Annotated in this window: 27 protein-coding genes; 16 read left to right on the top strand and 11 right to left on the bottom strand. The window is 70.7% G+C overall.

Annotated elements, in window-relative coordinates:
• Window positions 1-193: 193 nt before the first annotated feature.
• The 4 genes from J7E25_RS14250 to J7E25_RS14235 all read left to right on the top strand — a co-directional run bounded on the left by J7E25_RS14250 (window position 194) and on the right by J7E25_RS14235 (window position 4,666).
• The gene (locus tag J7E25_RS14250) at window positions 194-1,633 is read left to right on the top strand and encodes a GuaB1 family IMP dehydrogenase-related protein (RefSeq protein ID WP_214870821.1); all 1,440 of its coding nucleotides are present in this window, start codon (window positions 194-196) and stop codon (window positions 1,631-1,633) included.
• Between the two features lie 136 nt (window positions 1,634-1,769).
• Window positions 1,770-3,101, top strand: coding sequence for a hemolysin family protein (locus J7E25_RS14245; RefSeq protein ID WP_214870820.1), 1,332 nt, complete (start codon window positions 1,770-1,772; stop codon window positions 3,099-3,101).
• Window positions 3,098-4,135 (top strand): hemolysin family protein, encoded by a 1,038-nt coding sequence (locus J7E25_RS14240; protein ID WP_214870819.1) that lies wholly within the window; start codon window positions 3,098-3,100, stop codon window positions 4,133-4,135. Before J7E25_RS14245 ends, J7E25_RS14240 begins: the two co-directional genes overlap by 4 nt.
• A 105-nt stretch (window positions 4,136-4,240) precedes the next feature.
• A complete protein-coding gene (locus J7E25_RS14235) occupies window positions 4,241-4,666 on the top strand; it encodes a VOC family protein (RefSeq protein ID WP_214870818.1) in 426 nt (141 codons plus the stop codon).
• A gap of 7 nt (window positions 4,667-4,673) precedes the next feature.
• On the opposite strand, the gene J7E25_RS14230 is transcribed toward J7E25_RS14235, so the two are convergent.
• Together J7E25_RS14230 and J7E25_RS14225 are read right to left on the bottom strand one after the other, a co-directional pair.
• Entirely contained in the window at window positions 4,674-5,783 is a 1,110-nt protein-coding gene (locus J7E25_RS14230; protein ID WP_214870978.1) for an NADH:flavin oxidoreductase/NADH oxidase, read from the bottom strand.
• A gap of 41 nt (window positions 5,784-5,824) precedes the next feature.
• A complete protein-coding gene (locus J7E25_RS14225; RefSeq protein WP_214870817.1) occupies window positions 5,825-6,457 on the bottom strand; it encodes an HAD family phosphatase in 633 nt (210 codons plus the stop codon).
• A gap of 23 nt (window positions 6,458-6,480) precedes the next feature.
• Here J7E25_RS14225 and J7E25_RS14220 point away from each other — a divergent pair, with 23 nt between their 5' ends.
• Window positions 6,481-7,329 carry an ADP/ATP-dependent (S)-NAD(P)H-hydrate dehydratase gene (locus J7E25_RS14220; protein ID WP_214870816.1) on the top strand — a complete coding sequence of 283 codons (849 nt, stop codon included), beginning with the start codon at window positions 6,481-6,483 and terminating at the stop codon, window positions 7,327-7,329.
• Window positions 7,330-7,374: 45 nt separating this feature from the next.
• Here J7E25_RS14220 and J7E25_RS14215 read toward each other — a convergent pair whose 3' ends face one another.
• From J7E25_RS14215 to J7E25_RS14205, 3 genes are all read right to left on the bottom strand, one after another.
• Window positions 7,375-8,142: an amino acid ABC transporter ATP-binding protein gene (locus J7E25_RS14215; protein WP_214870815.1), complete on the bottom strand. Its 768-nt coding sequence runs from the start codon at window positions 8,140-8,142 to the stop codon at window positions 7,375-7,377.
• Window positions 8,139-8,993, bottom strand: coding sequence for an amino acid ABC transporter permease (locus J7E25_RS14210; RefSeq protein ID WP_214870977.1), 855 nt, complete (start codon window positions 8,991-8,993; stop codon window positions 8,139-8,141). The genes J7E25_RS14215 and J7E25_RS14210 overlap by 4 nt, the downstream gene beginning before the upstream one ends.
• Window positions 8,994-9,100: 107 nt before the next feature.
• The gene (locus J7E25_RS14205) at window positions 9,101-9,940 is read right to left on the bottom strand and encodes an ABC transporter substrate-binding protein (RefSeq protein ID WP_214870814.1); all 840 of its coding nucleotides are present in this window, start codon (window positions 9,938-9,940) and stop codon (window positions 9,101-9,103) included.
• A 96-nt stretch (window positions 9,941-10,036) separates the two neighbouring features.
• Here J7E25_RS14205 and J7E25_RS14200 point away from each other — a divergent pair, with 96 nt between their 5' ends.
• The 4 genes from J7E25_RS14200 to J7E25_RS14185 all read left to right on the top strand — a co-directional run bounded on the left by J7E25_RS14200 (window position 10,037) and on the right by J7E25_RS14185 (window position 13,815).
• Window positions 10,037-11,308 (top strand): glycosyltransferase 87 family protein, encoded by a 1,272-nt coding sequence (locus J7E25_RS14200; RefSeq protein WP_214870813.1) that lies wholly within the window; start codon window positions 10,037-10,039, stop codon window positions 11,306-11,308.
• Between the two features lie 9 nt (window positions 11,309-11,317).
• Window positions 11,318-11,860: a GNAT family N-acetyltransferase gene (locus J7E25_RS14195; RefSeq protein WP_214870812.1), complete on the top strand. Its 543-nt coding sequence runs from the start codon at window positions 11,318-11,320 to the stop codon at window positions 11,858-11,860.
• 48 nt (window positions 11,861-11,908) lie between these two features.
• The gene (locus J7E25_RS14190; RefSeq protein WP_214870811.1) at window positions 11,909-12,223 is read left to right on the top strand and encodes a thiamine-binding protein; all 315 of its coding nucleotides are present in this window, start codon (window positions 11,909-11,911) and stop codon (window positions 12,221-12,223) included.
• 311 nt (window positions 12,224-12,534) lie between these two features.
• Entirely contained in the window at window positions 12,535-13,815 is a 1,281-nt protein-coding gene (locus tag J7E25_RS14185; protein ID WP_214870810.1) for an MFS transporter, read from the top strand.
• A gap of 3 nt (window positions 13,816-13,818) precedes the next feature.
• Here the strand turns inward: J7E25_RS14185 and J7E25_RS14180 are convergent, their stop codons facing one another.
• From J7E25_RS14180 to J7E25_RS14155, 6 genes are all read right to left on the bottom strand, one after another.
• On the bottom strand, window positions 13,819-14,469 hold the full coding sequence (locus tag J7E25_RS14180; RefSeq protein ID WP_214870809.1) for a response regulator transcription factor: 651 nt from the start codon (window positions 14,467-14,469) through the stop codon (window positions 13,819-13,821).
• 25 nt (window positions 14,470-14,494) lie between these two features.
• On the bottom strand, window positions 14,495-15,763 hold the full coding sequence (locus tag J7E25_RS14175; RefSeq protein ID WP_214870808.1) for a hypothetical protein: 1,269 nt from the start codon (window positions 15,761-15,763) through the stop codon (window positions 14,495-14,497).
• Window positions 15,760-16,917: a sensor histidine kinase gene (locus J7E25_RS14170; RefSeq protein ID WP_214870807.1), complete on the bottom strand. Its 1,158-nt coding sequence runs from the start codon at window positions 16,915-16,917 to the stop codon at window positions 15,760-15,762. Before J7E25_RS14170 ends, J7E25_RS14175 begins: the two co-directional genes overlap by 4 nt.
• Before the next feature lie 95 nt (window positions 16,918-17,012).
• Window positions 17,013-18,218 carry a homoserine O-acetyltransferase gene (locus tag J7E25_RS14165; RefSeq protein WP_214870806.1) on the bottom strand — a complete coding sequence of 402 codons (1,206 nt, stop codon included), beginning with the start codon at window positions 18,216-18,218 and terminating at the stop codon, window positions 17,013-17,015.
• A gap of 115 nt (window positions 18,219-18,333) precedes the next feature.
• A complete protein-coding gene (locus J7E25_RS14160) occupies window positions 18,334-19,668 on the bottom strand; it encodes a bifunctional o-acetylhomoserine/o-acetylserine sulfhydrylase (RefSeq protein ID WP_374196241.1) in 1,335 nt (444 codons plus the stop codon).
• 127 nt (window positions 19,669-19,795) lie between these two features.
• Window positions 19,796-21,016, bottom strand: coding sequence for an acyltransferase family protein (locus J7E25_RS14155; RefSeq protein ID WP_214870804.1), 1,221 nt, complete (start codon window positions 21,014-21,016; stop codon window positions 19,796-19,798).
• Window positions 21,017-21,098: 82 nt separating this feature from the next.
• Here J7E25_RS14155 and J7E25_RS14150 point away from each other — a divergent pair, with 82 nt between their 5' ends.
• The 7 genes from J7E25_RS14150 to J7E25_RS14120 all read left to right on the top strand — a co-directional run bounded on the left by J7E25_RS14150 (window position 21,099) and on the right by J7E25_RS14120 (window position 26,902).
• Window positions 21,099-21,887 carry an SDR family NAD(P)-dependent oxidoreductase gene (locus tag J7E25_RS14150; protein ID WP_214870803.1) on the top strand — a complete coding sequence of 263 codons (789 nt, stop codon included), beginning with the start codon at window positions 21,099-21,101 and terminating at the stop codon, window positions 21,885-21,887.
• Window positions 21,888-21,924: 37 nt separating this feature from the next.
• On the top strand, window positions 21,925-22,476 hold the full coding sequence (locus J7E25_RS14145; RefSeq protein ID WP_214870802.1) for a phosphoribosyltransferase: 552 nt from the start codon (window positions 21,925-21,927) through the stop codon (window positions 22,474-22,476).
• Window positions 22,473-23,192 (top strand): Type 1 glutamine amidotransferase-like domain-containing protein, encoded by a 720-nt coding sequence (locus J7E25_RS17985; protein ID WP_214870801.1) that lies wholly within the window; start codon window positions 22,473-22,475, stop codon window positions 23,190-23,192. The genes J7E25_RS14145 and J7E25_RS17985 overlap by 4 nt, the downstream gene beginning before the upstream one ends.
• 1 nt (window position 23,193) lies before the next feature.
• A complete protein-coding gene (locus tag J7E25_RS14135; RefSeq protein WP_214870800.1) occupies window positions 23,194-23,886 on the top strand; it encodes a uracil-DNA glycosylase in 693 nt (230 codons plus the stop codon).
• Window positions 23,887-23,962: 76 nt separating this feature from the next.
• On the top strand, window positions 23,963-24,541 hold the full coding sequence (locus tag J7E25_RS14130; RefSeq protein WP_214870799.1) for a GNAT family N-acetyltransferase: 579 nt from the start codon (window positions 23,963-23,965) through the stop codon (window positions 24,539-24,541).
• 16 nt (window positions 24,542-24,557) lie between these two features.
• Window positions 24,558-25,982, top strand: coding sequence for an amidase (locus J7E25_RS14125; RefSeq protein WP_214870798.1), 1,425 nt, complete (start codon window positions 24,558-24,560; stop codon window positions 25,980-25,982).
• Window positions 25,983-26,020: 38 nt separating this feature from the next.
• Complete coding sequence (locus J7E25_RS14120; RefSeq protein WP_214870797.1) at window positions 26,021-26,902, top strand: ABC transporter ATP-binding protein; 882 nt, start codon at window positions 26,021-26,023, stop codon at window positions 26,900-26,902.
• The last annotated feature ends 32 nt before the right edge of the window (window positions 26,903-26,934 follow it).

The raw sequence follows: 26,934 nt of genomic DNA, 5'->3' as shown, positions 1-26,934 counted from the left end.
CCGACGTCGTCTCGTCGGATCCTGACCCGGTCAATTGGCTCGACACAGCCTCTCGCCCACTCTCTCCATTGATGCTGGATAACCTGCTGGCGGCGTCACGATGCACGCCTGGCGCATCGTGCGCGATCACCTTCACCAGCCTAAACCCCTCTGCCGGAGTCGGGTTCCCCATTGCGGCGGTAGCGTGGATGGCATGCAGTTCTATCGGACGACGCCGCGTCACGACCTCACCTATTCCGACGTGTTCCTCGTGCCGAGCCGCTCCGCCGTCACCAGCAGGCTCGACGTCTCGCTCGCGCCCGAGGACGGCTCAGGAGCATCCGTTCCGATCGTCTCGGCGAACATGAACTCCATCACGGGGCCCCGTCTCGCAGCCACGCTCGCCCGCCGCGGGGGCCTCGGGGTGCTGCCCCAAGACCTGCACCTGCAGGACCTCGATGAGGCCATCCGCTGGGTGAAGGCGCAATCGCCGCGATTCGACATCCCCCACGACTTCGCGCCCGACGCGACGGTCGCCGACGCGCTCGCCGCACTGCCGCCCGTCGAGGGTCATGGCATCGTGCTCCACGACTCGCGAGGGGAGTACGTCGGATGCATCGCCGCGACGAGGCTCGCGACCGCCCTGCCCGACGCGCGGCTCGGCGACCTGGTGCACGGCGGGCTCGCCTCGCTCGATGCCGACGACGTCGACTCGCCGCGGCGCGCATTCGACCTCATGGTCGACGCCGGCCTCGATTTCGCGCCGGTGCTCGAGCACGGCCGCGTCGTCGGCACCCTCAGCCGCAAGAGCGCGTTGCGCGGCACGATCTACGAGCCGAACGTCGACGCCGACGGCCGTCTTCGCGTCGCCGCCGCGGTCGGCATCAACGGAGATGTCGCCGCGAAGGCGAAGGCGCTCGCCGCAGCGGGGGTCGACATGCTCGTCATCGACACCGCGCACGGGCACCAGGAGGGCATGATCCGCGCGGTGCGCATCGTGCGCGACCTCGGACTCGGCGTGCCGATCGTGGCCGGCAACATCGTGACCGCCGATGCCGTCGCCGACCTCGTCGAGGCCGGCGCCGACGTGCTGAAGGTCGGCGTCGGCCCGGGTGCGATGTGCACGACCCGCATGATGACGGCTGTCGGCCGTCCGCAGTTCTCCGCCGTGCTCGAGACCGCCGAGGCGGCGCGCGAGCACGGCGCCACCGTGTGGGCAGACGGCGGCGTGCGGTACCCGCGAGACGTGGCGCTCGCACTCGCCGCTGGTGCGGCATCCGTGATGATCGGCTCATGGTTCGCGGGCACGATCGAGGCTCCGGGCACGCTGCGGCGCGACGCATCCGGCCGCCTCTTCAAGGAGAGCTGGGGCATGGCGTCGACGAAAGCGGTGCGCGAGCGCTTCGACCGGCTCTCGCCGTACGAGCTCGCCCGCAAGGAGCTCTTCGCCGAGGGCATCTCGTCGTCGTCGATCTATCTCGACCCGCTGCGCCCGTCGCTCGAAGACCTGCTCGACATGATCACCTCGGGAGTGCGCAGCTCCTTCACGTACGCCGGCGCGCGGTCGATCGAGGAGTTCCACGAGCGTGCGCTCGTCGGTGTGCAATCGGCGGCGGGCTACGAAGAGGGCAAGGCGCTGCCGGTGAGCTGGTAGGCCGCGTGTGACGGCCGCGTTACAGCTCGGAATGGTCGCGGATGCCGCCGATATACTGGCGAGACCATGGATGACCCCCCCTCTGCGACCGAACCCGGCCATAGACCCTCGCCCGTGACTATCTGGGGAGGTGCGGATGTCTGAGTGGATCCTGCTCGGCATCGGACTCCTCCTCACGATCGGCACGGGCTTGTTCGTCGCCAGCGAGTTCGCGCTCGTGAATCTCGACCGTGCGGAGCTCGAGGCGCGGCGCGCGAAGGGCGAGACGAGGCTCGGCCTCACGATCGCCGCGTTGAAGATCACGTCGACGCACCTGTCGAGCGCCCAGCTCGGCATCACCCTCACCACGCTCCTCACGGGCTACACGATGGAGCCGGCGATCAGCTCACTGCTCGCGGGCCCGCTCGCGGCGATCGGCATGCCGGCGGGGCTCGTTCCGCCGGTCGGCGCGGTCGTCGCGGTCACCGTCGCGACGCTGCTCTCCATGGTGCTCGGCGAGCTCGTGCCGAAGAACTTCGCGCTCGCGCTGCCGCGGCAGACCGCGATCATCGTGATGCCGTTCCAGGCGGCGTTCACGTGGGTGTTCCGCTCCGCGGTCTCGCTCCTGAACGGCAGCGCGAACGCGCTGCTGCGCGCGGTGGGAATCGAGCCGAAAGAGGAGCTCTCAGGCGCTCGCTCCGCCGAGGAGCTCTCCTCGCTCGTCAGGCGGTCCGCGAGCGCCGGGCTCCTCGAGCAGGACACGGCGACCCTGCTCGGCCGCACGCTCCGCTTCGCCGACCACGATGCATCCGACGTCATGACCGCACGTCCGGCCGTCGCCGCGGTGCAGCGGCTCGAGCCGGCCGAGGCGGTGCTCGAGCTTGCACGGCAGACCGGCTTCTCGCGCTTCCCCGTGTACGACGAGAACCTCGACGACGTCGTCGGCCTCGTGCACGTCAAGCAAGCGGTGGCGGTTCCACGGGAGAAGCGGTCGGATGTCCCGACGTCGGCGCTCCAGTCCGAGGCGCTCCGTGTGCCCGAGACGATGAAGCTCGGCACGCTCCTCGGCGAGCTCAGGGCCCGCGGTTTCCAGATGGCGGTCGTCGTCGACGAATACGGCGGCACCGCCGGTGTCGCCACGCTCGAGGACCTCGTCGAGGAGCTCGTGGGCGAGGTCGCCGACGAGCACGACCGTACGCGTGCGGGCGTCGTTCGCCGCGGGGATGTCGTGAGCTTCCCCGGCATCCTGCGGCCCGACGAGCTCGTCGAGCGCACCGGCATCCGTGTTCCCGAGAACGGCGACTACGAGACCGTCGCCGGCTTCGTCATGAGCCGGCTCGGCCGCTTGCCCGTCGCCGACGACGAGGTGCCGATCGATGACGGCACGCTCATCGTGCAGCGCCTCGACGGGCGAAGGATCGACCGGTTGCGCTTCGTGCCCGACCCGGCGCCCGCGGTCGACGACATCAACAGGAAGAGCGTGCGATGAGCGACTGGGTCGGAATAGCCTGGCTGGTCGTGCTGCTCGCGGCCAACGCCTTCTTCGTCGGCGCGGAGTTCGCGGTCATCTCAGCGCGGCGCTCGCAGATCGAGCCGCTCGCCGACGCCGGCAGCCGGAGCGCGAAGACCGCCCTCTGGGCGATGGAGCATGCCACGCTCATGCTCGCGATGAGCCAGCTCGGCATCACGGTCTGCTCGCTGCTCATCCTGAACGTCTCGGAGCCCGCGATCCACCATCTGCTCGAAGTGCCGCTGCAGTTGACCGGCTGGTCGGAGGAGGTCGTCTCGACGATCGCGTTCATCGTCGCCCTGGTGCTCGTGTCGTACCTGCACGTCGTCTTCGGCGAGATGGTGCCGAAGAACCTGTCGTTCTCGGTGCCCGATCGTGCCGTGCTCCTGCTCGCCCCGCCGCTCGTGCTGCTCGCGCGCTTCTTCCGCCCGATCATCGTCGCGCTGAACGCGACGGCGAACGCGGTGCTCCGGCTCTCGGGCGTCGAGCCGAAGACCGAGGCGACGAGCACGTTCACGCTCGAGGAGGTGCAGACGATCGTCAACCAGTCACGTCGTGAGGGCGTGCTCGTCGACGCGAGCGGCACGCTCACCGCCGCGTTCGAGTTCACCACCAAGCGAGTGAAGGATGTCGCGTTGCCGCTCGCCGGGCTCGTGAGCCTGCCGCCCGCGGCATCGCCGGGCGATGTGGAGCGCTGCGTGGCGCGGCACGGCTTCTCGCGGTATCCGATCCTCGACGAGCAGGGCGAGCCCGTGGGCTACGTGCACCTGAAAGACGTCATCGACCTCGACGACGACGAGTTCGACGACCCGATACCGGCGAAGCGTGTGCGCCGGCTGGTGTCGATCTACGACGGCGCCGACCTCGAGGACGCGCTCGCCACGATGCGCCGCCTCGGAATCCATGTCGCGCGCGCGTTCGACGGCGACGGCGGCACGACCGGCGTGCTCTTCCTCGAGGACATCATCGAGGAGCTCGTGGGAGAGGTGCAGGACGCGACTCGGCGGGCGTGACTCATCGCGATCACGAGCGCGACTGATGTGACCGAAAAGGGGTGGTGACCTCCGGCGAGCACGCGCGTAAACTGACGCCGACCCGAAAGAATTCGAGGATACATCATGTTCGAAAAGCTCATGGCGAGTGCAGTGCTGCCCGCCTCCGACATCGTCCGCGCACGCAACTACTGGCACGAGGTGCTCGGCCACGAGCCGATCGCGTCAGACGAGGGTGGAGACATGTACGACTTCGGCGGCACGATCGTATTTGTCTACGAGACCCAGTTCGCCGGCACGGCGAAGAACACCGCGCTGAACCTCGTCACCGACAACCTCGACCGCGACATGACGGCGCTGCGCACGCACGGCGTCACGTTCCATGACTACGACATGCCGGGGCTGAAGACGGTCGACGGCGTCGCGGAGATCGCCGGCACACGAGGCGCCTGGTTCAGTGACAGCGAGGGCAACATCATCGCGATCGGCGAGCTGTCGCCCGAGATGCGCCAGGTGATGATGAAGGGGAGATCTGCAACCGCGGGCGGCTGACCCCGGCTCACCACTCGCCGTCGTTCGCCTCGGGACGCGCTCGCAGGTACTGGCGCGGCCATATCGAGGTGTCCGCGCCGAGTTCGTGTGCGGCCCGCATGGCGAAATGGGGGTCGCGCATCATGGCCTTGCCGAACATGATCGCGTCGGCGCGTCCCGAGGAGACGAGGTCGTCGGCATGCTTCGCGTTGGTGATGCGGCCGACCGCCGACACCGGGGCATCCGACCGTTCGCCCACGTATTCAGCGAAGTGCGCCTGATATCCGGGACCGATGGGGATGTCGGCCGATGCCACGAGCCCTCCGGTCGACACGTCGAAGAAGTCGGCGCCGGCGTCTTCGGTCCAGCCGGCGACGGTCGCCGTCTGCGCCTCGTCCCAGCCGCCCGGGGTCCAGTCGGTCGCTGAGAACCGGACGAAGAGCGGCATCCGCTCGCCGATCTCAGCACGCACGGCGCGCACGATCTCGAGTAGGAGTCGCGCTCGGTTCTCGAGGCTGCCGCCCCAGCGGTCGGTGCGCACGTTCGAGAGGGGCGAGAGGAACTGGTGCACGAGATAGCCGTGGGCGGCATGCACCTCGACGAGGTCGAACCCGGCGGCAACGGCTCGGCGCGCGGCGAGCCGGAAGTCGTCGACGACGCGGAGGATGCCGGCTTCGTCGAGCGCGACCGGCTCGCGGTAGCCGTCGAACGCGATCGCCGAAGCCGAGACGGTCTGCCAGCCGCCCTCGTCGACCGGTTGTGAGCCGGGCCGGCGCATCGGCTCGGGCCAGATCGACGCCTTGCGTCCGGCGTGCGCGAGCTGGAGGCCGGACGCGGAACCCTGTGAACGGAGGAAGCGCGTGACGCGAGCCCACCCGGCGGCCTGCGCGTCGTTCCAGATTCCGGTGTCGTGATCGGAGATCCGGCCCTCTGGACTCACCGCCGTCGCCTCGGCGATCACGAGTCCTGCACCGCCTGCAGCCATCGCACCGAGGTGGACGAGGTGCCAGTCGTGCGGCACGCCGTCACGCGCCGTCACCGAGTACTGGCAGAGCGGCGGCACCCAGACCCGGTTGCGGATCGTCACGCCCCGGATCGTGATCGGCGTGAACAGCCCGGGCGGCGTCGGGGCGTCCATGGTCCCCGGATGCGGCGCGTGGGCCGTCTTGACGTCGTCGCTCATGCGAGCGCCCGCAGCCATGACTCGAGGCCCGCGGCATCCGTGAACACGTGCCCGTCACCTCCGACGGCGCGCGCGCCCTCGACGTTCTCCGACTTGTTGTCGACGAAGAGGAACTCGGATGCCTCGATGCCGAGCTCTGCGATCACGTGCTCGTAGATCGCCGCGTCGGGCTTCACGAGGCCGAGCTTCCCGCTCACGAACACGCGCTCGAAGAGCGGACCGAAGGAGCCGTGGCGCAACCAGCCTCCGAAGTCGCGGCCCGCGTTCGAGAGCAGCGCGAGGCGGGTTCCGCCTGCAGCGAGGGCGTGCAGCACGCCGAGCGTTCCCACGTCGACGCTCAGCCAGCCCCGATGGTCGATCGCCCAGAGTTCGTGGACGTCGACCGGGCTCCATTGGGCGCCGGTGTCGCGCGCGACCGCCCCCCAGTACTCGGCGATCGACGTCGTGCCACGATCGAGCCCGTCGCGGTGGGCCCAGTACGCGACCCAGAACGGCTCGTGCGCGACGCCCGCACGCGCGAGGAGCGTGGTGCGGTCGGCCGTGGTCGGCTCGCGGGAGATGACCTCGCCGTAGTCGAAGACGACGACGCGAGGGGAGAGGCAGATCGGTGCGGCGGCTGTCGGAGGCATCCCCATCAACCTATCGTTGGACCATGGACGCGTCATGGCAGGAGTGGACCGCCGATGATGCGGCCGCGTGGATCATCGAGCCGGTGGCCGGCGACGACAAGTACCGTCGCGGCGTGCTCGGCATCATCACCGGCTCGCCCGAGTATCCCGGCGCCGCCGTGCTCGGCGTCGAGGCGGCGCATCGCGCCGGCATCGGCATGGTGCGGTTCACCGGCCCGCGTGCGGTCCGCGCGGCGGTCCTGGCGCGCCGCCCCGAGACGGTCACGGTGACCGGTCGCGTGCAGGCGTGGCTCGTCGGCTCGGGCATCGACCCCGGCCGCCGCTCGTTCCTCCTGCAGGGCGACCTGCAGCACGCCCTCGCCGATCGCGTGCCGGTCGTGCTCGACGCCGGCGGGCTCGACCTCGTCGGCACGCACACCGCACCCACGATCATCACCCCGCACGCCCGCGAGCTCGCCGCGCTGCTCACCTCGCGCGAGATCGACGCGAGCGAGCAGGAGGTGCGTGACGACCCGGCGGGCTGGGCCCAGCGCGCCGCCACCGAACTCCGCGTCGCCGTGTTGCTGAAGGGTGCCGTCACCTACGTGTGCGACCCCGACGGCGATCGCTACACGATCACCGCGCCGACGCACTGGCTCGCCACCGCCGGCACGGGCGACGTGCTCGGAGGCATCCTGGGCGCCCTCGTCGCGACGCACCACGAGCGGCTGGCGACGGATGCCGAGGCGCTCACGTCACTCGCTGCGACGGCGGCGTTCGTGCAGGGCGAGGCCGCGAGGCGCGCGAGCGGCGACGTCGGCGGGGGACCGGTGACCGCGCTCGACATCGCTGCGGCGGTACCGAGCGTCATCGGCTCGTTGCTCGCCCACTGACGGGCGAGGAGCCGCGAGCTCACGCGTCGGCCTGACGCCTCGGGCTCACGCCTCGGGCAGGAACCGGGCGAGGAACTCGCGCGAGCGAGCCTCGCGCGGCGAGGCGAAGAACTCGCGAGCCGGGGCATCCTCGATGATGCGACCGGCGTCGAGGAACACCACCCGGTCGGCGACGTCGCGGGCGAACGCCATCTCGTGCGTCGCCATGACGATCGTGGTTCCGCCGGCGGCGAGCGCCCGCACGAGCTCGAGCACCTCGCCGACGAGCTCGGGGTCGAGCGCGCTCGTCACCTCATCGAGCAGGAGCAATTCGGGGTCGGTCGCGATCGCGCGCACGATCGCGGCACGCTGCTGCTGCCCGCCCGACAGGCGGTCGGGGAACGATCGCGCGAAGTCGCCGAGGCCGATGGAACCGAGGAGCTCGAGCGCGCGCCGCTCCGCCTCGGCACGTGGGATGCGGTGCACGAGCCGCGAGGCGAGCGTCACGTTGTCGAGCACGCTCAGGTGGGGGAACAGGTTGTAGGCCTGGAAGACCACGCCGATGCGACCGCGCACCCGGTCGGCGTCGGTGCGCGGGTCGCTCACGTCTTCGCCGGCCAGGAGGATCATGCCGTCGTCGATGCGTTCGAGCAGGTTGACGGTGCGCAGCAGCGTCGACTTGCCCGAGCCGCTCGCCCCGACGAGCGCGACCACCTCGTGTGCGGCGACATCGAGGTCGATGCCGCGGAGCACCTCGTGGTCGCCGAATGCGCGCCGGACGCCGCGGAGGCGGAGCACCGGCGGTGCTTCGAGGCCGACCGCCGACGCGTTCATACGAGGCTCCCGGCCTGCTCGCGCGCCCGCGTGCGCGCCGAGAGCCAGTCGGTCAGCCGGATCATGGGCCACGCGAGCAGCACGAACAGGAGGCCGGCGACGACATAGGGCGTGAAATTGTAGAAGTGCGACGTCTCGATCTGCGCCGCGCGCACGGCGTCGACGGCGCCGAGCACCGAGATGAGGCCGACGTCCTTCTGCATGGCGACGAAGTCGTTCATGAGCGCCGGCGTCACCTTGCGCATCGCCTGCGGCAGCACCACGCGCCGCATCGTCTGGCCGTGGCTCAGCCCGAGCGACCGGGCGGCGAGCCGCTGCGACGGATGCACCGCCTCGATGCCCGCCCGGAACACCTCCGACACGTAGGCGGAGTACGTGAGAATGAGGGCGATCGTGCCCCAGAACGCGGCCGGCATGCGGCCGAAGAAGTCGAGGCCGGGAATGCCGTAGCCGACGAGATACAGCACGATGAGGAGCGGGATGCCGCGGAAGAGGTCGGTGTAGCCCGCCGCGAGCGCGCGGAGCGGAAAGAACACGGGGCCGCGAAGTGTGCGGATCGTGGCGAGCAGGAGGGCGAAGAGGAGCACGCCGACGCTCGCGACGACGAGCACCTGGACGTTCAGCCAGAGACCTTGGAGCACGCGCGGCAGCGCCGCGACCGCGACCTCGGGGTCGAAGAACGTCTGCTGCACCCTCGCCCAGCCGGGTGACCCGATGAGGGCCACTGCGAGGAGCGCCGCGAGCACGAGCGTGCTCAGTGCGCTGACGAGGATGGAGCGACGCGCCTGCCGGCGACGGTACGCCCGCCGTCCGAGCTCCACGTCGCTCGGCATCCAGGCCGGCTCGCGCATGCCCGCGCCCGCGCCGCCTGCGCCCGTCGAGACTCCGATGCCCGTCACGAGCCCACGCTAACCCAGCCTGCGGTGCGCGCCCGGCCGGCGAGCCGGTGCGGCATCCGTCACTCGAGCACTGGCGCCGCGCCCTCGCCGGCGAGCCATTCCGTGGCGAGTGCGTCGAGCGTGCCGTTCTCGCGGAGGGCGTCGACCGCAGCGGTGACATCGGCGGTGAGTGCCGAGTCCTTCGCCAGCACGAGGCCGAACGCGTCGCCGCCGCCGGTGGTCGCGGGCAACTGCCCGACGATCTTGCCGCCGTCGAGCTCGGCGGAGGTGAGGTAGAACGCCGTCGGCAGGTCGACCACGATCGCGTCGACCGTGCCGTTCTGCAGGGCGAGCTTCGCGTCGTCGTTGGTGTTGAACACCTGCGCGCCCGCCGTGGGCGCAATGATCGACTCGATCGCGTCGAAGCTCGTCGTGCCGGTCTGGGCGCCGATGAGCAGGCCCTGCAGGTCGGCGATCGAGCTCGCGGATGCCGCGGGGGAGCCGTCGACCGTGATGACGACCTGTGTCGTCTCGTAGTACGGCGACGAGAAGTCGACCGCTTGCTCGCGCTCGTCGGTGATGGAGAACTGCTGCAGGTTGAAGTCGAAGTCCTTCGGCCCCGGCGCGATCGCCTGCTCGAAGGTCGTGCGCACCCACACCACGTCGTCGGCCGCGAAGCCGAGCTCATCGGCCACGGCATAGGCGACCGCCGCCTCGAAGCCCTCGCCCGACTCGGGTGCGTCATCGAGCACCCACGGCGAGTAGGCGGGTTCACCGGTGCCGATCGTGAGCTTGCCGTCGGTGACGTAGCCGCCGCCGTTGTCGCCGGAGGCGGCGCCGGCATCGCCCGCCGAGCACGCGGCGAGCACGAGGGTCGCGGATGCGGCGGCGAGGAGCGCGGCGAGTGAGCGTCGGGTCATGGGGGCCTCCGGTGACAGGTGTGCCCCCAGCATTCCGGATCCGGACGCCGCTCGAGCAGCACGTGGCGGAATGTGACGCCCCGGTAGGCTGCAGGGATGGCGGAGGTGGACGTGCGTGCGGCATCCGTCGCCCGTTTCACGCATGCACTCTCGGGCCGTGCCGCCCTCTGGACGGGCTTCGCCGTCGTGCACCTCGCGCTCGTGTGGCTCAATCTCGCTGCACCCGGCTATCCGCTCGGCGACGTGACGGGCGTCTACCGGGTGTGGGCCGAGAACGCCGCGAACGGCTGGTTGCGCATGGGCATCGACATGCCGTGGGTCTATCCGATCCTCGCATTCGCGCCGATGTCGGCCGCACTGGCATTCGGCTCGGCCTACTACGGCGAGACCTGGCTCGCGATCGTCACCGTGCTCGATGCGATCGTCTTCGCATTCCTCATCGGGCGGATGCGGCTCTCGCGGCCCCGGCGTCTCGCGGCGTGGTGGTGGCTCGGGTTCCTCGCCCTGCTCGGGCCCATCGCACTCGGCCGCATCGACGCGATCACGGTGCCGATCGCGATCGCCGGGCTGCTCTGGGCGGCGGGCCGGCCGCACGTGGCCGCGGTGCTGCTCACGATCGGCGCGTGGGTGAAGGTCTGGCCGGCCGCGCTCGTCGCCGCGCTCGTCATCGCCGCTCGCAAGCGCGGCGACGTGGTGAGCGTCGCGGCGGCGCTCAGCGTGGGCATCCTGGGCGTGAGCCTGCTTGCGGGGGCCGGGCTCAACGCCGTCGGCTTCATCGCCGAGCAGGCCGGTCGCGGGCTGCAGATCGAGGCGCCGCTCGCCGTCGGCTGGCTCTGGCAGATCGTCGGCGGCGTGAAGTCGGTCACGATCGAGTACGACCGCGAGATCCTGACGTTCCAGATCGAGGGGCCGGGGGCGGATGCCGCGGCGGCGCTCACGACGCCGCTCATGGCGATCGGAGTGCTCGCCGTCGTGCTCATCGGGATTCGCGCGGCGCGCCGCGGCGCCGCCTTCGGCGTGCTCATGCCGTCGCTCGCGCTCTCCTTCGTGGTCGTGCTCATGCTCGCCAACAAGGTGGGCTCGCCGCAGTTCGTCACGTGGCTGGCCGCGCCGGTCGTGCTCGGACTCGTCTACCGGCCGGCGCGCTTCTCGGTTCCCGCGATCCTCGTGGCGGCCGTCGCGCTCTTCACGCACATCATCTACCCGTACTGGTACGGGTGGCTCCTGGTCGCCAACCCGGCGTTCGTGTTCCTGCTCACCGTCAAGGTCGCGCTCCTGATCGCATTGCTCGCGTGGGGCATCACGGCGATGTGGCGGGTTGGAAGGCGACTGCCCATCGGTTTGCCGCCGGCCGGTCCGGCCGGATAGAAAGGTCGCATGCTCAGAGGAAGCAAGGTCGGGCTCAGGGCCCGGCACGATGACGACATCCCGATCCTGCGGGCCGAGCTCTACGACGACGTGGTCAACTCCTCGCGGGCTGAAGGCGGGCCGTGGCGGCCGATCACGCCCGGCTCGAAGGATCCGCGGCTCGTGGTGGACGACAAGGAGCACGGGCACGTTCCGTTCTCCGTGGTGGAGCTCGACGGCGGGACGCTCGTCGGCACCGCGACGCTGTGGGGCATCGACAACCACAACCGGTCCGCGCACATCGGACTGGGGCTGCTGCCGTCCGCCCGCGGCAAGGGCTATGGCACCGACGTGGTCGCGGTGCTGTGCCAGTACGGTTTCGTCGTGCGCGGCCTGCAGCGGCTGCAGATCGAGACGCTGTCAGACAACGCCGCGATGTTGCGCTCCGCCGAGCGCAACGGCTTCGTCCGTGAGGGCGTGCTGCGTTCCTCGGCTTGGGTGATGGGCGAGTTCATGGACGAGGTGCTGCTCGGGCTCCTCACGCGGGACTGGAAGCACGACTCCGAACCCTGATGATCACCAATGGCTGGAGAATAGGTGACAGAAGGCGAGGAGTCGAACATGTTGGTTGCATTCTCAGTAGCGCCGAGCGGTTCGGAGGGTCCCGAGGGGTCCGTCCATGACGCCGTGGCGGCAGCCGTGCGCATCGTTCGGGAATCGGGACTCCCGAACCGGACGACATCCATGTTCACCGAACTCGAAGGCGAGTGGGACGAAGTCTTCGACGTGATCCGGCGGGCGACGGAGGCCGTCGGCGAATACGGCTCGCGGGTGTCGCTCGTGCTGAAGGCAGACATTCGGCCGGGTCGTGTGGGCGAGATCGACGCGAAGGTGGAGCGACTGGAAGCCGCGATCGAGGATCAGGCTCGCGGCTGAACGTCCCGAGAGGGTCGTCGTGAGCAGCGTCCAGGATCTGCGCTCAGACCGCTGGGCCATCGAGTTCGTCGAGTGTCGAGATGACGCACGCGAGGTAGAGGTCGAGGTAGCGCCGGGGCGCCCGGTCACGGGCACCTCGGCTGGACCATGGCGTTCGGCTCGGCGGAGCTCGTGGCCGACCAGATCGAGGGGCGGCCGGCGGTTGCCGAAGACGCACCCACCAGGTGGCGCCAGGTCGCTCGTCGGGCCGCGTGACGCCACGCAGCGACGCACAGGTGTCGAATCGATTCGATCCATGCGAGAATCGACGCGTGACCCTCTCTTCCGACGGGCCGACGACGTTGTCGCCGGCCCGTATTCGTTTTGCGCTCCTGGCGCTCGCACTCGGCGGCTTCGGCATCGGCGCCACCGAGTTCGTCGCGATGGGCCTGCTGCCCGACATCGCACGCGACCTCCTCCCTGGCGTCTCTGCGCGCTCGCCCGAAGACGCGAACGCTTCGGCCGGCTGGATCATCTCCGCATATGCGCTCGGCGTGGTCGTGGGGGCGCCCACGATCGCCGCGGCGGCCGCGCGCTGGCCGCGACGACGCCTGCTGCTCGCGCTGCTCACGGCGTTCACGCTCGGCACGATCGCCTCGGCCCTGCTTCCGACCTTCGAACTCGTGCTCGTCGCGCGCTTCATCGCCGCCTTGCCGCACGGTGCCTACTTCGGCATCGCGTCGCTCGTCGCCGCGAGCCTGATGGGCCCCGGCAAACGCGCTCGTGGCGTCGCACTCGTGCTCTCGGGGCTCACGATCGCCAACGTCATCGGGGTGCCGGCGATCACCTGGCTCGGCCAGGCGGCTGGCTGGCGCGTCGCGTACCTCGCCGTCGCGGGCATCTTCGCCCTGACGTTCGCGGCGGTGCTCCTCGCGGTGCCGTGGCATCCGGGCGACCTGCATGCGACCATGAAACGCGAACTCCGCGCGTTCGCCCGGGCGCAGGTGTGGTTCGCGCTCGGCATCGGTGCCATCGGCTTCGGCGGACTGTTCGCCGTCTACAGCTACGTCGCACCGCTCGCGACCGACGTCACCGGCCTCGAACCCGCGTTCGTTCCCGTCGTGCTCATGGTCATCGGGCTCGGCATGACCGTCGGCAACCTCGTGGGCGGTGCACTCGCCGATCGCAGCGTGCGTCGCTCGATGTACGGCTTCTTCGGGCTGCTCGCCGCTTCGCTCCTGCTGCTGGGGTCGACGGCCTCGAACCCCGTGGGCCTCTGCACGGGGTTGTTCCTCGTCGGCGGGTCGGCCGCGGCGCTCTCACCGACGATCCAGGCTCGGCTCATGGATGTCGCACGCGACAGTCAATCGATCGCCGCGGCGCTCAACCACTCGGCGCTGAACATCGGCAACAGCCTCGGCGCGATGCTCGGCGGGCTCGCGATCGCCGGCGGGCTCGGATACATCGCGCCCGTCTGGATCGGCCTCGTGCTCACGGTCGCCGGCATCATGCTCGCCCTCGCCTCGTTCGCACTCGACCGGGCGCGCGGGCGCCGTGGCATCGCCGTGCCCTACGCAACGGGCGCCGTCGAGGTGGTCGGCGAGGGGTACTGACGCTCAGTCGGACTGCAGCAGGATGCCGTCGAGGATGGCGCGCTTGCGCAATGCCACCTTCGTGCCGACGTCGAAGCCCGCGACGCGGTACTTCTCGCGGATGCGCTTGAGGTAGCTTTTCGCGGTCTCCTCGGAGATCCCGAGCTGGAAGGCGACGGCCTTCACCGGCTGGCCTGCGCCGTAGAGCGCCATCACCCGGCGCTCCTGTGCGCTCAACCGAGGCACGGTGCCGTCGTCGATGAGGGCGGCCTCGAGCTCGGGCGTGAGATACGACTCGCCTCCGCGTGCTGCGCGGATGGCCTCGACGATCGTTTCGACGGGCTCCGACTTCACGAGGTAGCCGAGCGCCCCCGAGCTGAGCGCCTCGCGCACGACGGCGGGCTCGGAGTACGTGCTCATGAGCATCGTCTGCACTCCCGCGGACTTGAGCATCGAGAGCTTCAGCGAGATCGGGATGTTGTCGCGCAGGTCGAGGTCGAGGAGCACGACGTCGACGGGGAAGTCGCGGTGGGCGAGCAGCTCCGACCACGACGGCACCGCTGCGACGAGGTGGATGTCGGGTGCTGCGCCCCGAAGCCATTCGGAGAGCGCGCCGAGCAGCATGCGATGGTCGTCGACGATCGCAAGTCGAATAGGTGTGTCGGTGTCAGCCATGTGGCTCCCCCTCGGTGTCAGCCATTCAGCTCCCCCTCGATCGGACGGCGGCGCGAGCCACCGGTGAACCTGCGAAGTCGATCGTCTCGACCCTGCAGTCGATGTCGATGCGGAACCCTTCGGCGCCCGCGACGACCTCGTATGTTCCGACACTACCGAGTGCTTCCCATGCCGCGGGATCGACGCGTCGCCGGGCGACTCCCTTCACGTCCATGGCGACCTTGAGTCTCGGGCGTCCTGACTCGGTTCCGATCACCGATTCGCGGCACGTGACGAGCACCGCGAAGGGCGACGCCGCCGTCTTCGGGCGCTCGCCGACCAGCAGCCAGAGTGCGAGCAGCAACCCGTCGCGTTGCGATTTGGAGAGGAGCCCCGCGGCGCCGCTCGGATCGTCGACGGTGACACGGTCGCTCAAGTACGCGGATTCCGTCACGGCGTGACGCAGCCACGTATCCGTGCGGCCCTCGATGAGCCGTACCCGCAGCCGAGCGGCGAGCGACCCGGCGCGCTCGGCGACCTCGGCCGGCACCGGGATCGCGATACGCCCCGATCCGACGTCGTCGAGCAGGGTCTCAGCATCGAAGTCCAGTTGCGCGAGTTCCTCGGATGCACGCATGCCCACGGCCGAGTGCGGCGTGCCGACCGTGCTCTGCACGAGCGAGAGGTCGAGTTCGCGCCCGACGAGCCGGCGGAACCCGCTGACGGCGAGGGTCACGAGCACGACGGGGAACACCGCCGAGGCAGCGACCGACAGGCCGGCGACGACCGAGGCGCCGGCCGACTCGAGCTGGACGAGCGCCGAGATGGCGAGTACGACGCCGATGACCGCGGCGGCTGCGAGCGGGACCCGTGTTCCCCGGATGGCCGCGACCGGCATGAGCACGGCGCCGGCCGCGGCGCCTGCGGTCGGCGTCACGCCGGACTGGAGCAGCCCGGCCGTCGCGACGAGGTCGAGCCAGACCGGAGCGATGAGGCCGGCGAGGAGTGCGACGTAGAGCCAGTCGGGCAGGCTCCGCCACAGCGCACGGGAGACGGCGCCGACCGTGACGACCATGGCGAGGGCGATCCATGCGGCCCAGGGACCCGGCCACCCCTTCAGGTAGTACGGTGCGAACGAGAACGCGAGTGCGAGATGGGCGAGCGCGATGAGGCCGGCCCCGATGGTGATGCCGGTCGCGAGCCTGCGACCGCCGTGGCTCTCCCGTACATCGCCGGCAGCTCGGGCCGAGCGCGTCGGACGGCGGAAGGAGTGCTCCCTGCGTTCGGCGGGAGGGTGCGGAGTCTGGCCGATCATGGCTTCGGCACCTCGAGCATCACGGTCGTTCCCGACCCCGGCGAGGAGAAGATCCGGGCTCGCCCGCCGACGGTGCTGAGCCGGCCCACGACCGACTCCGCGTATCCGAGGCGAGCCTGGTCTACCGCCTCGGTCTCGAAGCCGCTGCCCGCATCGGTCACCATGGCGCGCACGGTTCGATCGTCGTCGGTGACCGTGACATCCGCTTCACTGACACCGGAATGCCGACGCACGTTCTCGAGGCATTCACCGAGCGCGCCGATGAGTGCGTCGAGCGTCTCGCGCGGAAGGGCGAGCTGGCCCGCCCCGTGCCAGTTGACATCGAGCCCCATGCGCGCAAAGCGCTGCCGCACCGACTCGAACGTCGTGCTGAGGGCGTCGGAGTCGGACTCGGGGGAGAAGATGGCATTCGACCCGTTGTCGAGCGGTGCCCCGAGGCGAAGCTGCTTGAGCAGACGGGCGTCATCGCCTGCCTGCTGTCGCAACGCAGACGCACCCACGCCCACACCGGAATGGGCGAGCAGGCTGAGGGTGGCGAGCACCGTGTCGTGCAGCACTCGCGCGTCCTGGCGCTGTTGCGCTTCGAATTCGCTCGCGAGACGCTCGGCGCGGTGGGCCCGCCCGACCTCGTCGATGCGTTCCGACGCCCGGCCGACCGCCTTGTCCAGCCACAGCCCGAGCGCCGCGGCGGCGGCCCAGCCGGCGGCGGTGATGATCGCGATCGACCCCTTCTCGGGACCCGCGACGTCCACGAAGGCCACGGCGAGGAGGCTTGCCGTGGCGAGGCCCGCGACGGCGAGCCGCCCGCCCGGTCGCACGACGAGCGAGAGGGCGACGGATGCCGCGGTGACCCCACCCGTGATCTCGAGCGCCGTGGTGGTGGCCGGATCGGGCACCGACGCCGAACCGAGCCAGAGGATGAGCACGATGGACCCGCCGACGACGCCCAGCGCGGGCCCCATCGCGCCGCGCGCAGTGTGCACGCCGACGAGCGCACCGACTGCGAGGCTGAGCACCGCGGCGACGGCGAGTTCGAGGCTCCCGGCGGGGATCGGCATGACGAGGCAGGCGAGTGCACCGCCCGCGCCGGTCAGGCCGGCGATGCGCCCGAGCCGGCGCAGAAGCCGATCACGCTCTTTGTGGATGCGTTTCATACACCCCCTCGGCAGTGTCGACGACCCGACTCGCGGGTGCCGTCACTCACGAACATAGCGGATCGTGGCCGGAACCCCGCGGATTGCGGCCGTCTTCAGGCCGCGAGCAGGCGTGCGAGGGCGTCGCCGACGGCGTCGTCTTCGATGAGGAACGCGTCGTGGCCGTACTCCGAGTGGAGCAGCACCGGTTCGTCGCCGTGCATGCTGTGCCGGAGCGAAGCGGCGATCTCGACCTGGCCGGCAAGCGGGAAGTAGCGGTCGCTGTCGATGCCGAGCACGAGGCTCTTCGCCTCGATTCGAGCGAGCGCCGCCGCCGCACTGCCGCGCCCCCGGCCCACGTCGTGGGAGTTCATCGCCTCGGTGAGCACGAGGTAGCTGTTCGCGTCGAACCGCCGGGTGAACTTGTTGCCGTGGAAGTCGAGGTACGACTCGACCGCGAAACGGCCGTCGCCGCCCAGCGGGTCGAGGTCGCTCTGCCACGAACGTTCGAATCGCAGGTTGAGCTCGGCGGCGGTGCGGTAGTTCAGCATCGCCATGCGCCGGGCGAGCGCGAGACCACGCGTAGGGCCCTCGCCCTCGGGGGAGTCGTAGTACTCGCCGCCGAGGAAGGCGGGATCGGCGCGGATGGCCTCGATCTGCACCGAGTTGAGCGCGATCTGGTCGGCGGTGGTGGCGGCGGGCGCGGCGAGCACCGCAATGCGCTCGACGGCATCAGGTGCTTCGATCGCCCACTCGAGCACGTGCATGGCGCCCATGGAGCCGCCGACGACCGCCGCGAAGCGCTCGATCCCGAGCTCGCGCGCGAAGGCGAGCTGCGCGCGCACCTGGTCGCGGATGGTGAGGAAGGGGAACCGCGCGCCCCATTCGGAACGATCGGGCGCCAGCGAGGCCGGCCCCGTGGAGCCCTGGCAGCCGCCCAGCACGTTCGGCGCGAGCACGAACCAGCGGTCGGTGTCGATCGCGAGGCCGGGGCCGACGACGCCCGGCCACCAGCCCGCACTCGGATGGGCGGGGCCGGCCGGGCCGACGACGTGGCTGTCGCCGGTGAGGGCGTGCAGCACGAGGATCGCATTGTCGCGCGCCGGCGACAACGTGCCCCACTGCTCATAGGCGATGCGCGCTTCGGGCAGGACACGGCCGGACTCGAGCGGCACGTCGCCGATGCGCACGAAACGCCGATCGCCGACAGCGTCGCCTTCGCGCCAGGCGCCGGTCGCCGGTGCGCGGCCGAGGAGCGCGAGCGCGCGCGTCTCGGACACCACGCTCGCGGGCACCGCGTCGGCCGTCGTCTGCCAGTCCATGTGTCGATTCTCCCGAACCCGCGCGCGCTGCACCCGTTTGTTACGCCCCGCGGATCGTGAACGACGGATGCCGCGAGCCCGTGGGCCCGCGGCATCCGTCGTCGTTCAGGGCCGCTCAGGCCGCCCGTGCCGCCTCGGTGGCGGCGCGCGCGGCGGCGAGGCCGGCTTCGAGGTCGGCCTTCAGGTCGTCGATGTTCTCGATGCCCACCGAGAGGCGCACCAGGCCGGGCGTGACGCCCGTGGTGAGCTGCTGCTCGGGGGTGAGCTGCGAGTGCGTCGTCGAGGCCGGGTGGATGACGAGCGAGCGCACGTCGCCGATGTTCGCGAGGTGCGAGAACAGCGAGAGGTTGTCGACGAGCGTGCGGCCGGCGTCGACGCCGCCCTTGAGCTCGAACGACAGCACCGCGCCGACGCCCTTGGGGGCGTACGTGTTGGCGGCGGCGTACCACGGGCTCGAGGGCAGGCCCGAGTAGTTCACGCTCGCGACGTCGGGGTGGTTGTCGAGCCACTCCGCGATCTCCTGCGCGTTCTGCACGTGCCGCTCGATGCGGAGGGAGAGGGTCTCGATGCCCTGGATGAGCTGCCATGCGCTCGCCGGCGCGATCGAGGCGCCGAGGTCGCGGAGCAGCTGTACCCGCGCCTTGATGATGTAGGCGAGCGCGTCGCCGACCGCGGCCGTGTAGCTCGCACCGTGGTACGACGGGTCGGGCTCGGTGAGACCGGGGAACTTCTCGACGTTCTTCGACCACTCGAACGTGCCGCCGTCGACGATGATGCCGCCGATGACCGTGCCGTGGCCGCCGAGGAACTTCGTGGCCGAGTGGACCACGATGTCGGCACCGTGCTCGAACGGGCGGATGAGGTACGGCGTGGCGATGGTGTTGTCGACGATGAGCGGGATGCCGGCGTCGTGCGCGACGCGCGCGACGAGCTCGATGTCGAGGATGTTGATCTTCGGGTTGCCGATCGTCTCGGCGAAGAAGAGCTTCGTGTTCGGACGCACCGCGCGGCGCCACTCGTCGGCGTCGTCCTGGTTCTCGACGAACGTGGTCTCGATGCCGAGCTTCGCGAGCGTGTACTTGAAGAGGTTGTAGGTGCCGCCGTAGATCGACGACGACGAGACGATGTGGTCGCCAGCCTGGGCGATGTTCAGCACCGCGATGGTCTCGGCCGCCTGGCCCGACGCGACGAGGAGGGCACCGGTGCCACCCTCGAGCGCGGCGAGGCGCTCCTCGACGACGGCCTGCGTCGGGTTCATGATGCGCGTGTAGATGTTGCCGAACTCGGCGAGCGCGAAGAGGTTCTGCGCGTGCTGCGCGCTGTCGAACACGTATGACGTGGTCTGGTAGATCGGCGTCGCGCGGGCCTTGGTCGTCGGGTCGGGTGCTGCGCCGGAGTGCACCTGCTTGGTCTCGAAGCGCCAGTCGGCTGCGTTCTCGCTCATGGAGATCTCCTTCTCGGGGTCGGGTGTGCGGACCCGCCGCAACCGGGAGCCACGTTACGAGCGCGCCGAGGCTGCGGCAACGGCACGAGACACACGGCGTAACCGGTGGCGCGCGCCCTTCGGGAGACGAGTGTCAGTGCCGGGGCGGTGCGCCGGCGTCGCCGGGAGGCGGCGCGTCGCCGGGGGGCGCCTGCCGGAGCCCCGGCCCCTGGTCGGGCCCCGGCTCGGGCTCGGGATGCGGCGGCAGCGGCAGCGGCAGGATCCCGGCCTCGGGCGGCAGCACGAGCGTGCCCGTGGCGGTGGAGGGCTCGGGCCGGAACAGCCACCGCGCACGCGGCTCCACGAGGGGGCGGAACACGCGCCGCACGGGCTTCAGCGACAGCACGACCGAGATGCCCACGCAGAACACCATCATCGCGGGCAGCACCCAGAACGGCTGGTCGCCGGCGAGCAGGCCCGTCTCGCGGAACGGGAACAGCACGAAGGAGTGCAGCAGGTAGATGTACATCGTCGCCGTGCCGAACGACGTGAACCAGTGCGTCTTCCGCGGCATGAGCACGAGGAACGCGACCGCGAGCACCATCCCGAAGAGCAGCAGCGTGAGCCGGATGGCGCCCGACCAGGGCTCGTCGTAGCCGATCGCCTCATACGACTCGTCGTAGAGCATGAAGCGGCGCAGCTTCAATTCGCGCCAGGTCTCGATCGCGACGGGCATGACCGCGAGCACCCCGAGGAAGAGCGCGATCGCCGCGGCCCGCCAGCGCCAGGCGACCGACGCGGGCAGGGCGAGCCAGTCGCCCGTGAGCTGCCATTGCCGGAGCTTCCAGCCGAACACGAAGAACGGCAGCATCCCGAGCGTGCGCGAGAGTGCGAGGGTCGAGTCGATCATCTCGGTGTAGCCGGCGCCGATCGAGATCGCGATGGCGATGAGCAGCGGGAAGCGCAGCATCACGAGGAACGGCAGCACGATGCGCCAGATGGCGAGGGCGATCAGGAACCAGAGGGTCCACGACGCGGTGGTGAAGTCGAGCTCGAACGCGCCGCCGAGCGCCCAGCGGATGACGCTCCAGATCGTCTCGAAGATGAGGTACGGGAAGACGATGTCGGTGAGGATCTGCCGCATGGCTCGCGCGTTCGGCGGGCTCGACTTCGCGAAGTATCCGCTCACCGTGACGAAGACCGCGACGTGGAACGAGTAGATGAAGAGGTAGACGCTGTAGGCCGAGTTCGATTCGCCGATGAGCGGCAGGATGCCGTGCCCCACCACGACGAGCGTGATCGCGATCCAGCGTGCGTTGTCCCACAGCGGAACGCGGCGGCGCTTCGTCAGGATCGTCGGAGGCCTCGAATGCATCACCCCATTCAAGCGCACGAGCATGTGCGGATGCCGCGGCCGGCGCACCCCGCGACTGCACCGGGCACGGCAGAATGGGCGCATGAGTGTGCTGCGGGTGGTCGTGACCGGTGCGAGTTCCGGGATCGGGGAGGCGACGGTGCGGGCATTCCGCGCCGCCGGATGGGAGGTCGTCGGGGTCGCCCGCCGTGAGGAGCGATTGCGCGCGCTCGCCGAGGAGACCGGGGCATCCGTCTTCGTCGCCGACCTGACGCAGCAGGCCGACGTCGACGCCCTGCGCGACCACCTCGAGCGGACCGGGCCCGTGCACGCCCTCGTGAACAACGCCGGTGGCGCGAAGGGCCTCGATTCCGTCGAGGACTCAGACCTCGACGACTGGGCGTGGATGTTCGAGGTCAACGTGCTCGCGCTCAAGCGCGTGACGAGCGCGCTGCTGCCGCTCCTGCGTCGCGGTGTCGCGGGGCGAGGCGTCGCCGACATCGTGAACGTCACCTCGATCGCCGGGCACGTCGCCTACGTCGGCGGTGGCGGATACAACGCGGCGAAGTTCGCGGCGCATGCGCTCACCGAGGTGCTGCGCCTCGAACTGAACGGGGAGCCGCTGCGCGTGATCGAGGTCGCGCCCGGCATGGTGAAGACCGAGGAGTTCGCGCTCGTGCGCTTCGGCGGCGACCGCGAGCGAGCCGATGCGGTCTACGACGACGTGCCCGACCCGCTCGTCGCCGACGACATCGCGGCGGTGATCGTCGACGCGGTGCTGAAGCCGCGCCACGTCGACCTCGACCTGATCGTCGTCAAGCCGGTGGCGCAGGCCGCGCCGTACCGCGTGGCGAAAGGGGCGCTCGAGGTGCGCACCGGCAACGACCACTGACGATCTCCGCGGTGCCCGCCCGGGCTACCCTGAGTGGATGACCTTCGATGCGAATGACGCCGCGACCGGAAGCGACGCAACCCGTCGCGAGATCCTCACCTGGGACGAGTTCGGCGACGCCGCCCGGTCGCTCGCAAGCGACGTGCTCCGGGCAGGGTTCACCCCCGATGTGGTGATCGCGATCGCTCGCGGCGGACTCCTCCTCGCGGGTGCGATCGCGTATGCGCTCGGCACGAAGGCGTGCGGCTCGATCAACGTCGAGTTCTACTCGGGAATCGACGAGCGGCTGCCCGAACCCGTGCTCCACCCGCCGATGCTCGACGCGCCGGCGCTCGTCGGCAAGCGCCTGCTCCTCGTCGACGACGTCTCGGACTCCGGCCGCACGCTCGCGAAGGTGCTCGGGCTCCTCACCGATGAAGGCGCCGAGGTGCAGACGGCCACGCTCTACACGAAGTCGCACACGGTGCTCGAGCCCGACTTCAGCTACCGCCGCACCGATGACTGGATCGTCTTCCCCTGGTCGGCGCTCCCACCCGTCGAACTCGCCGCCGCGAACCCCGGCGCCGCTGCCGCGGAGGGCACCGCGTGAGCGTGCATCTCGTGGGGGGCGGATGGTCTGACGAGCCCGACGGGGCCGAGTACGCCGAGTTCCTCGCCGAGGCCGGGGCACGTGCCGCGGCATCCGGCCGGACGCTGCCCCGCATCGCGGTGATCGCGGTGCGCGAGGCCGATGAACGCGAGCACGCCGACAAGCTCGTGGCCACGGCCGGTGCTGCCGGCGAGTTCGAGCCGCACGTCACCGCGGTCGGCCATGACGGGGTGGTGCCGTCGACCGCCTTCGCCGACGTCGACGGGATTCTCGTCGGCGGCGGACTCACGCCTATTTACCGAGAGCTGCTCGAGCCGCACTTCGGCGAGCTGCGCCGGCAGGTCGCGGACGGCGTGCCCTACCTCGGCTTCTCGGCCGGTGCCGCGATCGCCGCCGAGCGGGCGCTCGTCGGCGGCTGGCGCATCGGCGGCGTCGCCGTGTCGCCTGAAGACGCCGCAGAAGGCCTCGACGAGCTGACGATCGCGCCCGGCATCGGCCTCGTCGACGTGTCGATCGACGTGCACGCCGCCCAGTGGGGCACGCTCTCGAGGCTCGTCGCCGCGGTCGAGGCCGGACTCGTCAGCGGCGGGCTCGGCATCGACGAGCGCACCGCGCTCATCGTCGGCGAAGGCGGGCTCCGGGTCGCCGGCCACGGCAGCGTCTGGCGGGTGCTGCCGGGCGAGAACGGCGTCGTCGTGGGCACGATCGGCGCCTGACGTGCCGAAAACCCTCGACGAACTCGCCGCAGACGGGCTGATCGACGCCGGGTGGGCAAGCGCGCTCGCGCCGACGGCGCCGCGGATCGCCGATCTCGGCGACTTCCTCCGCGCCGAGACGGCCGCCGGTCACGGATACCTGCCGGCCGGCGACCGCGTGCTGCGCGCCTTCGGGATGCCGCTCCATGCCGTGCGCGTGCTCATCGTCGGGCAGGACCCGTATCCCACACCCGGCCATCCGATCGGACTCTCGTTCGCGGTCGACCCGCATGTGCGTCCCGTGCCGCGAAGCCTCCAGAACATCTACCGCGAGCTCCGCGACGACCTCGGCGTCGAACCGCCGGCCCACGGCGACCTGAGCGCCTGGAGCCGCGCCGGCATCATGCTCCTGAACCGGGTGCTCACCGTGCGCCCCGGAGCGCCGGCCTCGCATCGCGGCAAGGGCTGGGAAGAGGTGACCGACCACGCCATCCGCGCACTCGTGGCCCAAGGAACGCCGCTCGTGGCGATCCTCTGGGGGCGTGACGCCCAGAACCTGCGGCCGCTGCTCGGCACCACGCCGGTGATCGAGTCGGCGCATCCGAGCCCGTTATCGGCGAGCCGGGGCTTCTTCGGATCGAAGCCGTTCAGCCGGGCGAATGCCCTGCTCGCCGAGCAGGGCGCGGCGCCCGTCGACTGGCGGCTGCCCGACTGAGCCGCGAGCCCGCGACGGCTCGTGCGCGGGCGGCTCGTGACCTCCGCCGTCGTCACCGCGGAGGTACCCTTGAGTCATGCTCGAGGAGGAATACCAGCAGCGCCGCGTGCTGCCGCCGCACCTGCGCAAGCCGCCGCCCGCTGAGGCGCCGTTCGATTACTCCCTGCGCGCCGCACGCCCGAGCGACCTGCCCGCGGTGCGGGAGATCTACAACTACTACGTCGCGAACTCCACCGTCACGTTCGATGAAGACGCCATGTCGCTGAAGGAGTGGAAGAGCAAGTTCGCCTACCTCTCGAAGCTCGGCATGCCGTTCGTCGTCGCCGAGTCGCCGTCGGGGCAGCTGCTCGGCTATGCGCTCGTCTCGCCGTGGAAGCAGAAGCGCGCCTACCGGTACACGGTCGAGAACTCGATCTACCTCGGCCCGGCAGCGACGGGCAAGGGCCTCGGCCGGGTGCTGCTCGCCGAGCTCATCGAGCGATCGAAGGCGGCGGGACTCAAGGAGATCATCGCGGTGATCGCCGACCAGGGCGCCGAGTCATCGATCGCCCTGCACGAGGGGTTCGGCTTCGTGGAGATCGGGCGCATGGGCCGCGTCGGCTTCAAGTTCGAGCGCTGGCTCGGCACGGTGCTCATGCAGAAGACCCTGAAATGACGGATGCCGCGGCCTCATGACGGAGCTGCACGAGCACACCGCCCTCGAACTCCACCAGTTGCTGCAGCGGCGCGATGTCTCGCCCGTCGAACTCGCCGAGCACTATCTCGCCCGCATCGAGCGGCTCAACCCGCTGCTCGGGGCCATCGCGACCGTGACTCCCGAGCTTGCGCTCGAGCGCGCCAGGTTCGTCACCGAACATGTGCCGACCGCGGCCCCGCTCTGGGGCCTGCCGCTCGCCGACAAAGACCTGCACCGGCGCGCGGGCGTTCCGGCGCAATTCGGCTCCCGTGCGTTCACCGACTTCATTCCCGATGACTCCGACGAGCTCGTGCAGGCGGTCGACGCGGCGGGCGCGGTGAGCCTCGGCAAGTCGGCGACGCCCGAGTTCGGGTTGCCCTCGTACACCGAGGCGCTCAGCGGGCCACCCGCGCGCAATCCCTGGGACCCGTCGCTCGGTGCGGGCGGCTCGAGCGGGGGAGCGGCGTCGGCGGTGGCGGCCGGCATGCTGCCGTTCGCGCCCGGTTCCGACGGCGGCGGCTCGATCCGCATCCCCGCGGCGTCGTGCGGCCTCGTCGGCGTGAAGCCGTCTCGCGGCCGCGTGCCGGCCGGCTCCGGACTCGCGAGCCTCGCCGGCCTCGGCGTGGCGGGGCCGATCGCCCGCACCGTCGCCGACGCGGCACTCCTGCTCGACGGGCTCATCGCGCCCGGCGGATACCCGGCGGCGCATCGCTTCGCGGTGCGCGCCCCCGGCGACGACGGACCCTTCCTCGGGGCGGCCATTCGCGGCGAGGGCCGCTTCCAGCTCGGGGTGATGACGGACTCGCCATGGGACGACGCCTACGAGATCGCCATCGACGCGCCGTCGCGCGCGGCGCTCGAGCGGGCGGTCGGATTCGCCGAGGCGCTCGGACACGGCATCGAGGCGATGCCGCCCGCTCCCGAGCCCGGGTACCCCGACGCGTTCCGCACGATCTGGCAGGCGGGCGCGGCCACCATCCCCGTCGACGGCGAGGCCGAAGCGCTGCTCGAGCCGCTCACGCGATGGCTGCTCGAACGCGGGCGCGCGGTTCCCGCGAGGCAGCTCGCCGAAGCGCTCGCGTGGCTCACGGCTTTCGAGGAGCGCGTGATCCGCCGCTTCGCGCCGTTCGACGCGGTGCTCACGCCCGCGCTCGCGCTGACTCCTCGGCCGGTCGGCTGGTACGACTCGAGCGACGGGGAGCGCAACTTCGCCCAGCAGGTGCAGTTCACGCCGTTCACCTCGTTCGTGAACGTCGCGGGGCTTCCGGCGATCACCGTTCCGGTCGACGAGACCGAGGCGGGCGTGCCCATGGGCGTGCAGCTCATCGGGCGGCCGGGCGGCGAGGCGACGCTGTTCGCCCTCGCCGCGCAGCTCGAGCGCAGGGCACGACGGTCGCGGCGTCATCCGCCCGCCTGGTAGTTGACGAAATTAGGTAAGCCTCACCTATAGTGGTGGGCATGCTCGGTCACGATCTCACGCTCTCGTACCACGGCACGACCGTCGTTCACGAAGCGGAGATCCACCTCCAACCCGGCCGGGTCACCGCGCTCGTCGGCCCGAACGGCAGCGGCAAGTCCACGCTGCTGCGCGCGCTCGCCCGCTTGCACCTGCCCGACGCGGGGCGCGTGCTGCTCGCCTCAGACGCCGAGGGCCGCGCGCACACCATGAGCACAGGTTCGGTCGGCAGCGAGCCGGCAGACCTCGTCGCAAGCGGGCTCGACGCCGCGTCGCTCAGCGCCCGCGACTTCGCTCGCCGGGTGACCCTGCTCGCCCAGAGCCGGCCGACACCGGGCGGCCTCTCGGTGCGCGAGCTCGTGGAGTTCGGCCGCCACCCGTACCGCGGCCGCTGGATCGCCGGCGACGCCGGAGGCCACGCGATCGTCGAGCGCGCCATGCACCTCACGGGGGTCCACGCGTTGGCCGACAGTCCGGTCGACCGGCTCTCAGGGGGCCAGTTGCAGCGGGTGTGGCTCGCCGCGTGCCTCGCGCAGGACACCGGGGTGCTGCTCCTCGACGAGCCCACGACCTACCTCGACCTCCGCTACCAGGTGGAGCTGCTCGACCTCATCCGCGAGCTCGCCGACGAGCACGGCGTGACGATCGGCGTCGTGCTGCACGACCTCGACCAGGCCGCCGCGATCGCCGACCGCATCGTGCTGCTCGAGGCCGGGCGCGTGCGTGCCGTGGGCACGCCCGCCGAAGTGCTCGTGACCGACGTCCTGAGCTCGGCGTACGGCATCCGTGTCGAGGTCGACATCGATGAACGCGGATGCATCACGACCTGCCCCATCGGCCGATACAACACCCGGCGGTCTGCAGGCGAACTCGCCCTCGCCTAGGCGGCGGCTCCTCCACCACCCTCATCGCGCGG

The sequence above is a fragment of the Agromyces sp. ISL-38 genome, from assembly GCF_018613935.1.
Taxonomy (GTDB): Bacteria; Actinomycetota; Actinomycetes; order Actinomycetales; family Microbacteriaceae; genus Agromyces.
Note: the sequence above shows the minus strand (reverse complement) of the source record. Positions and strands in the feature narration are given on the sequence as shown.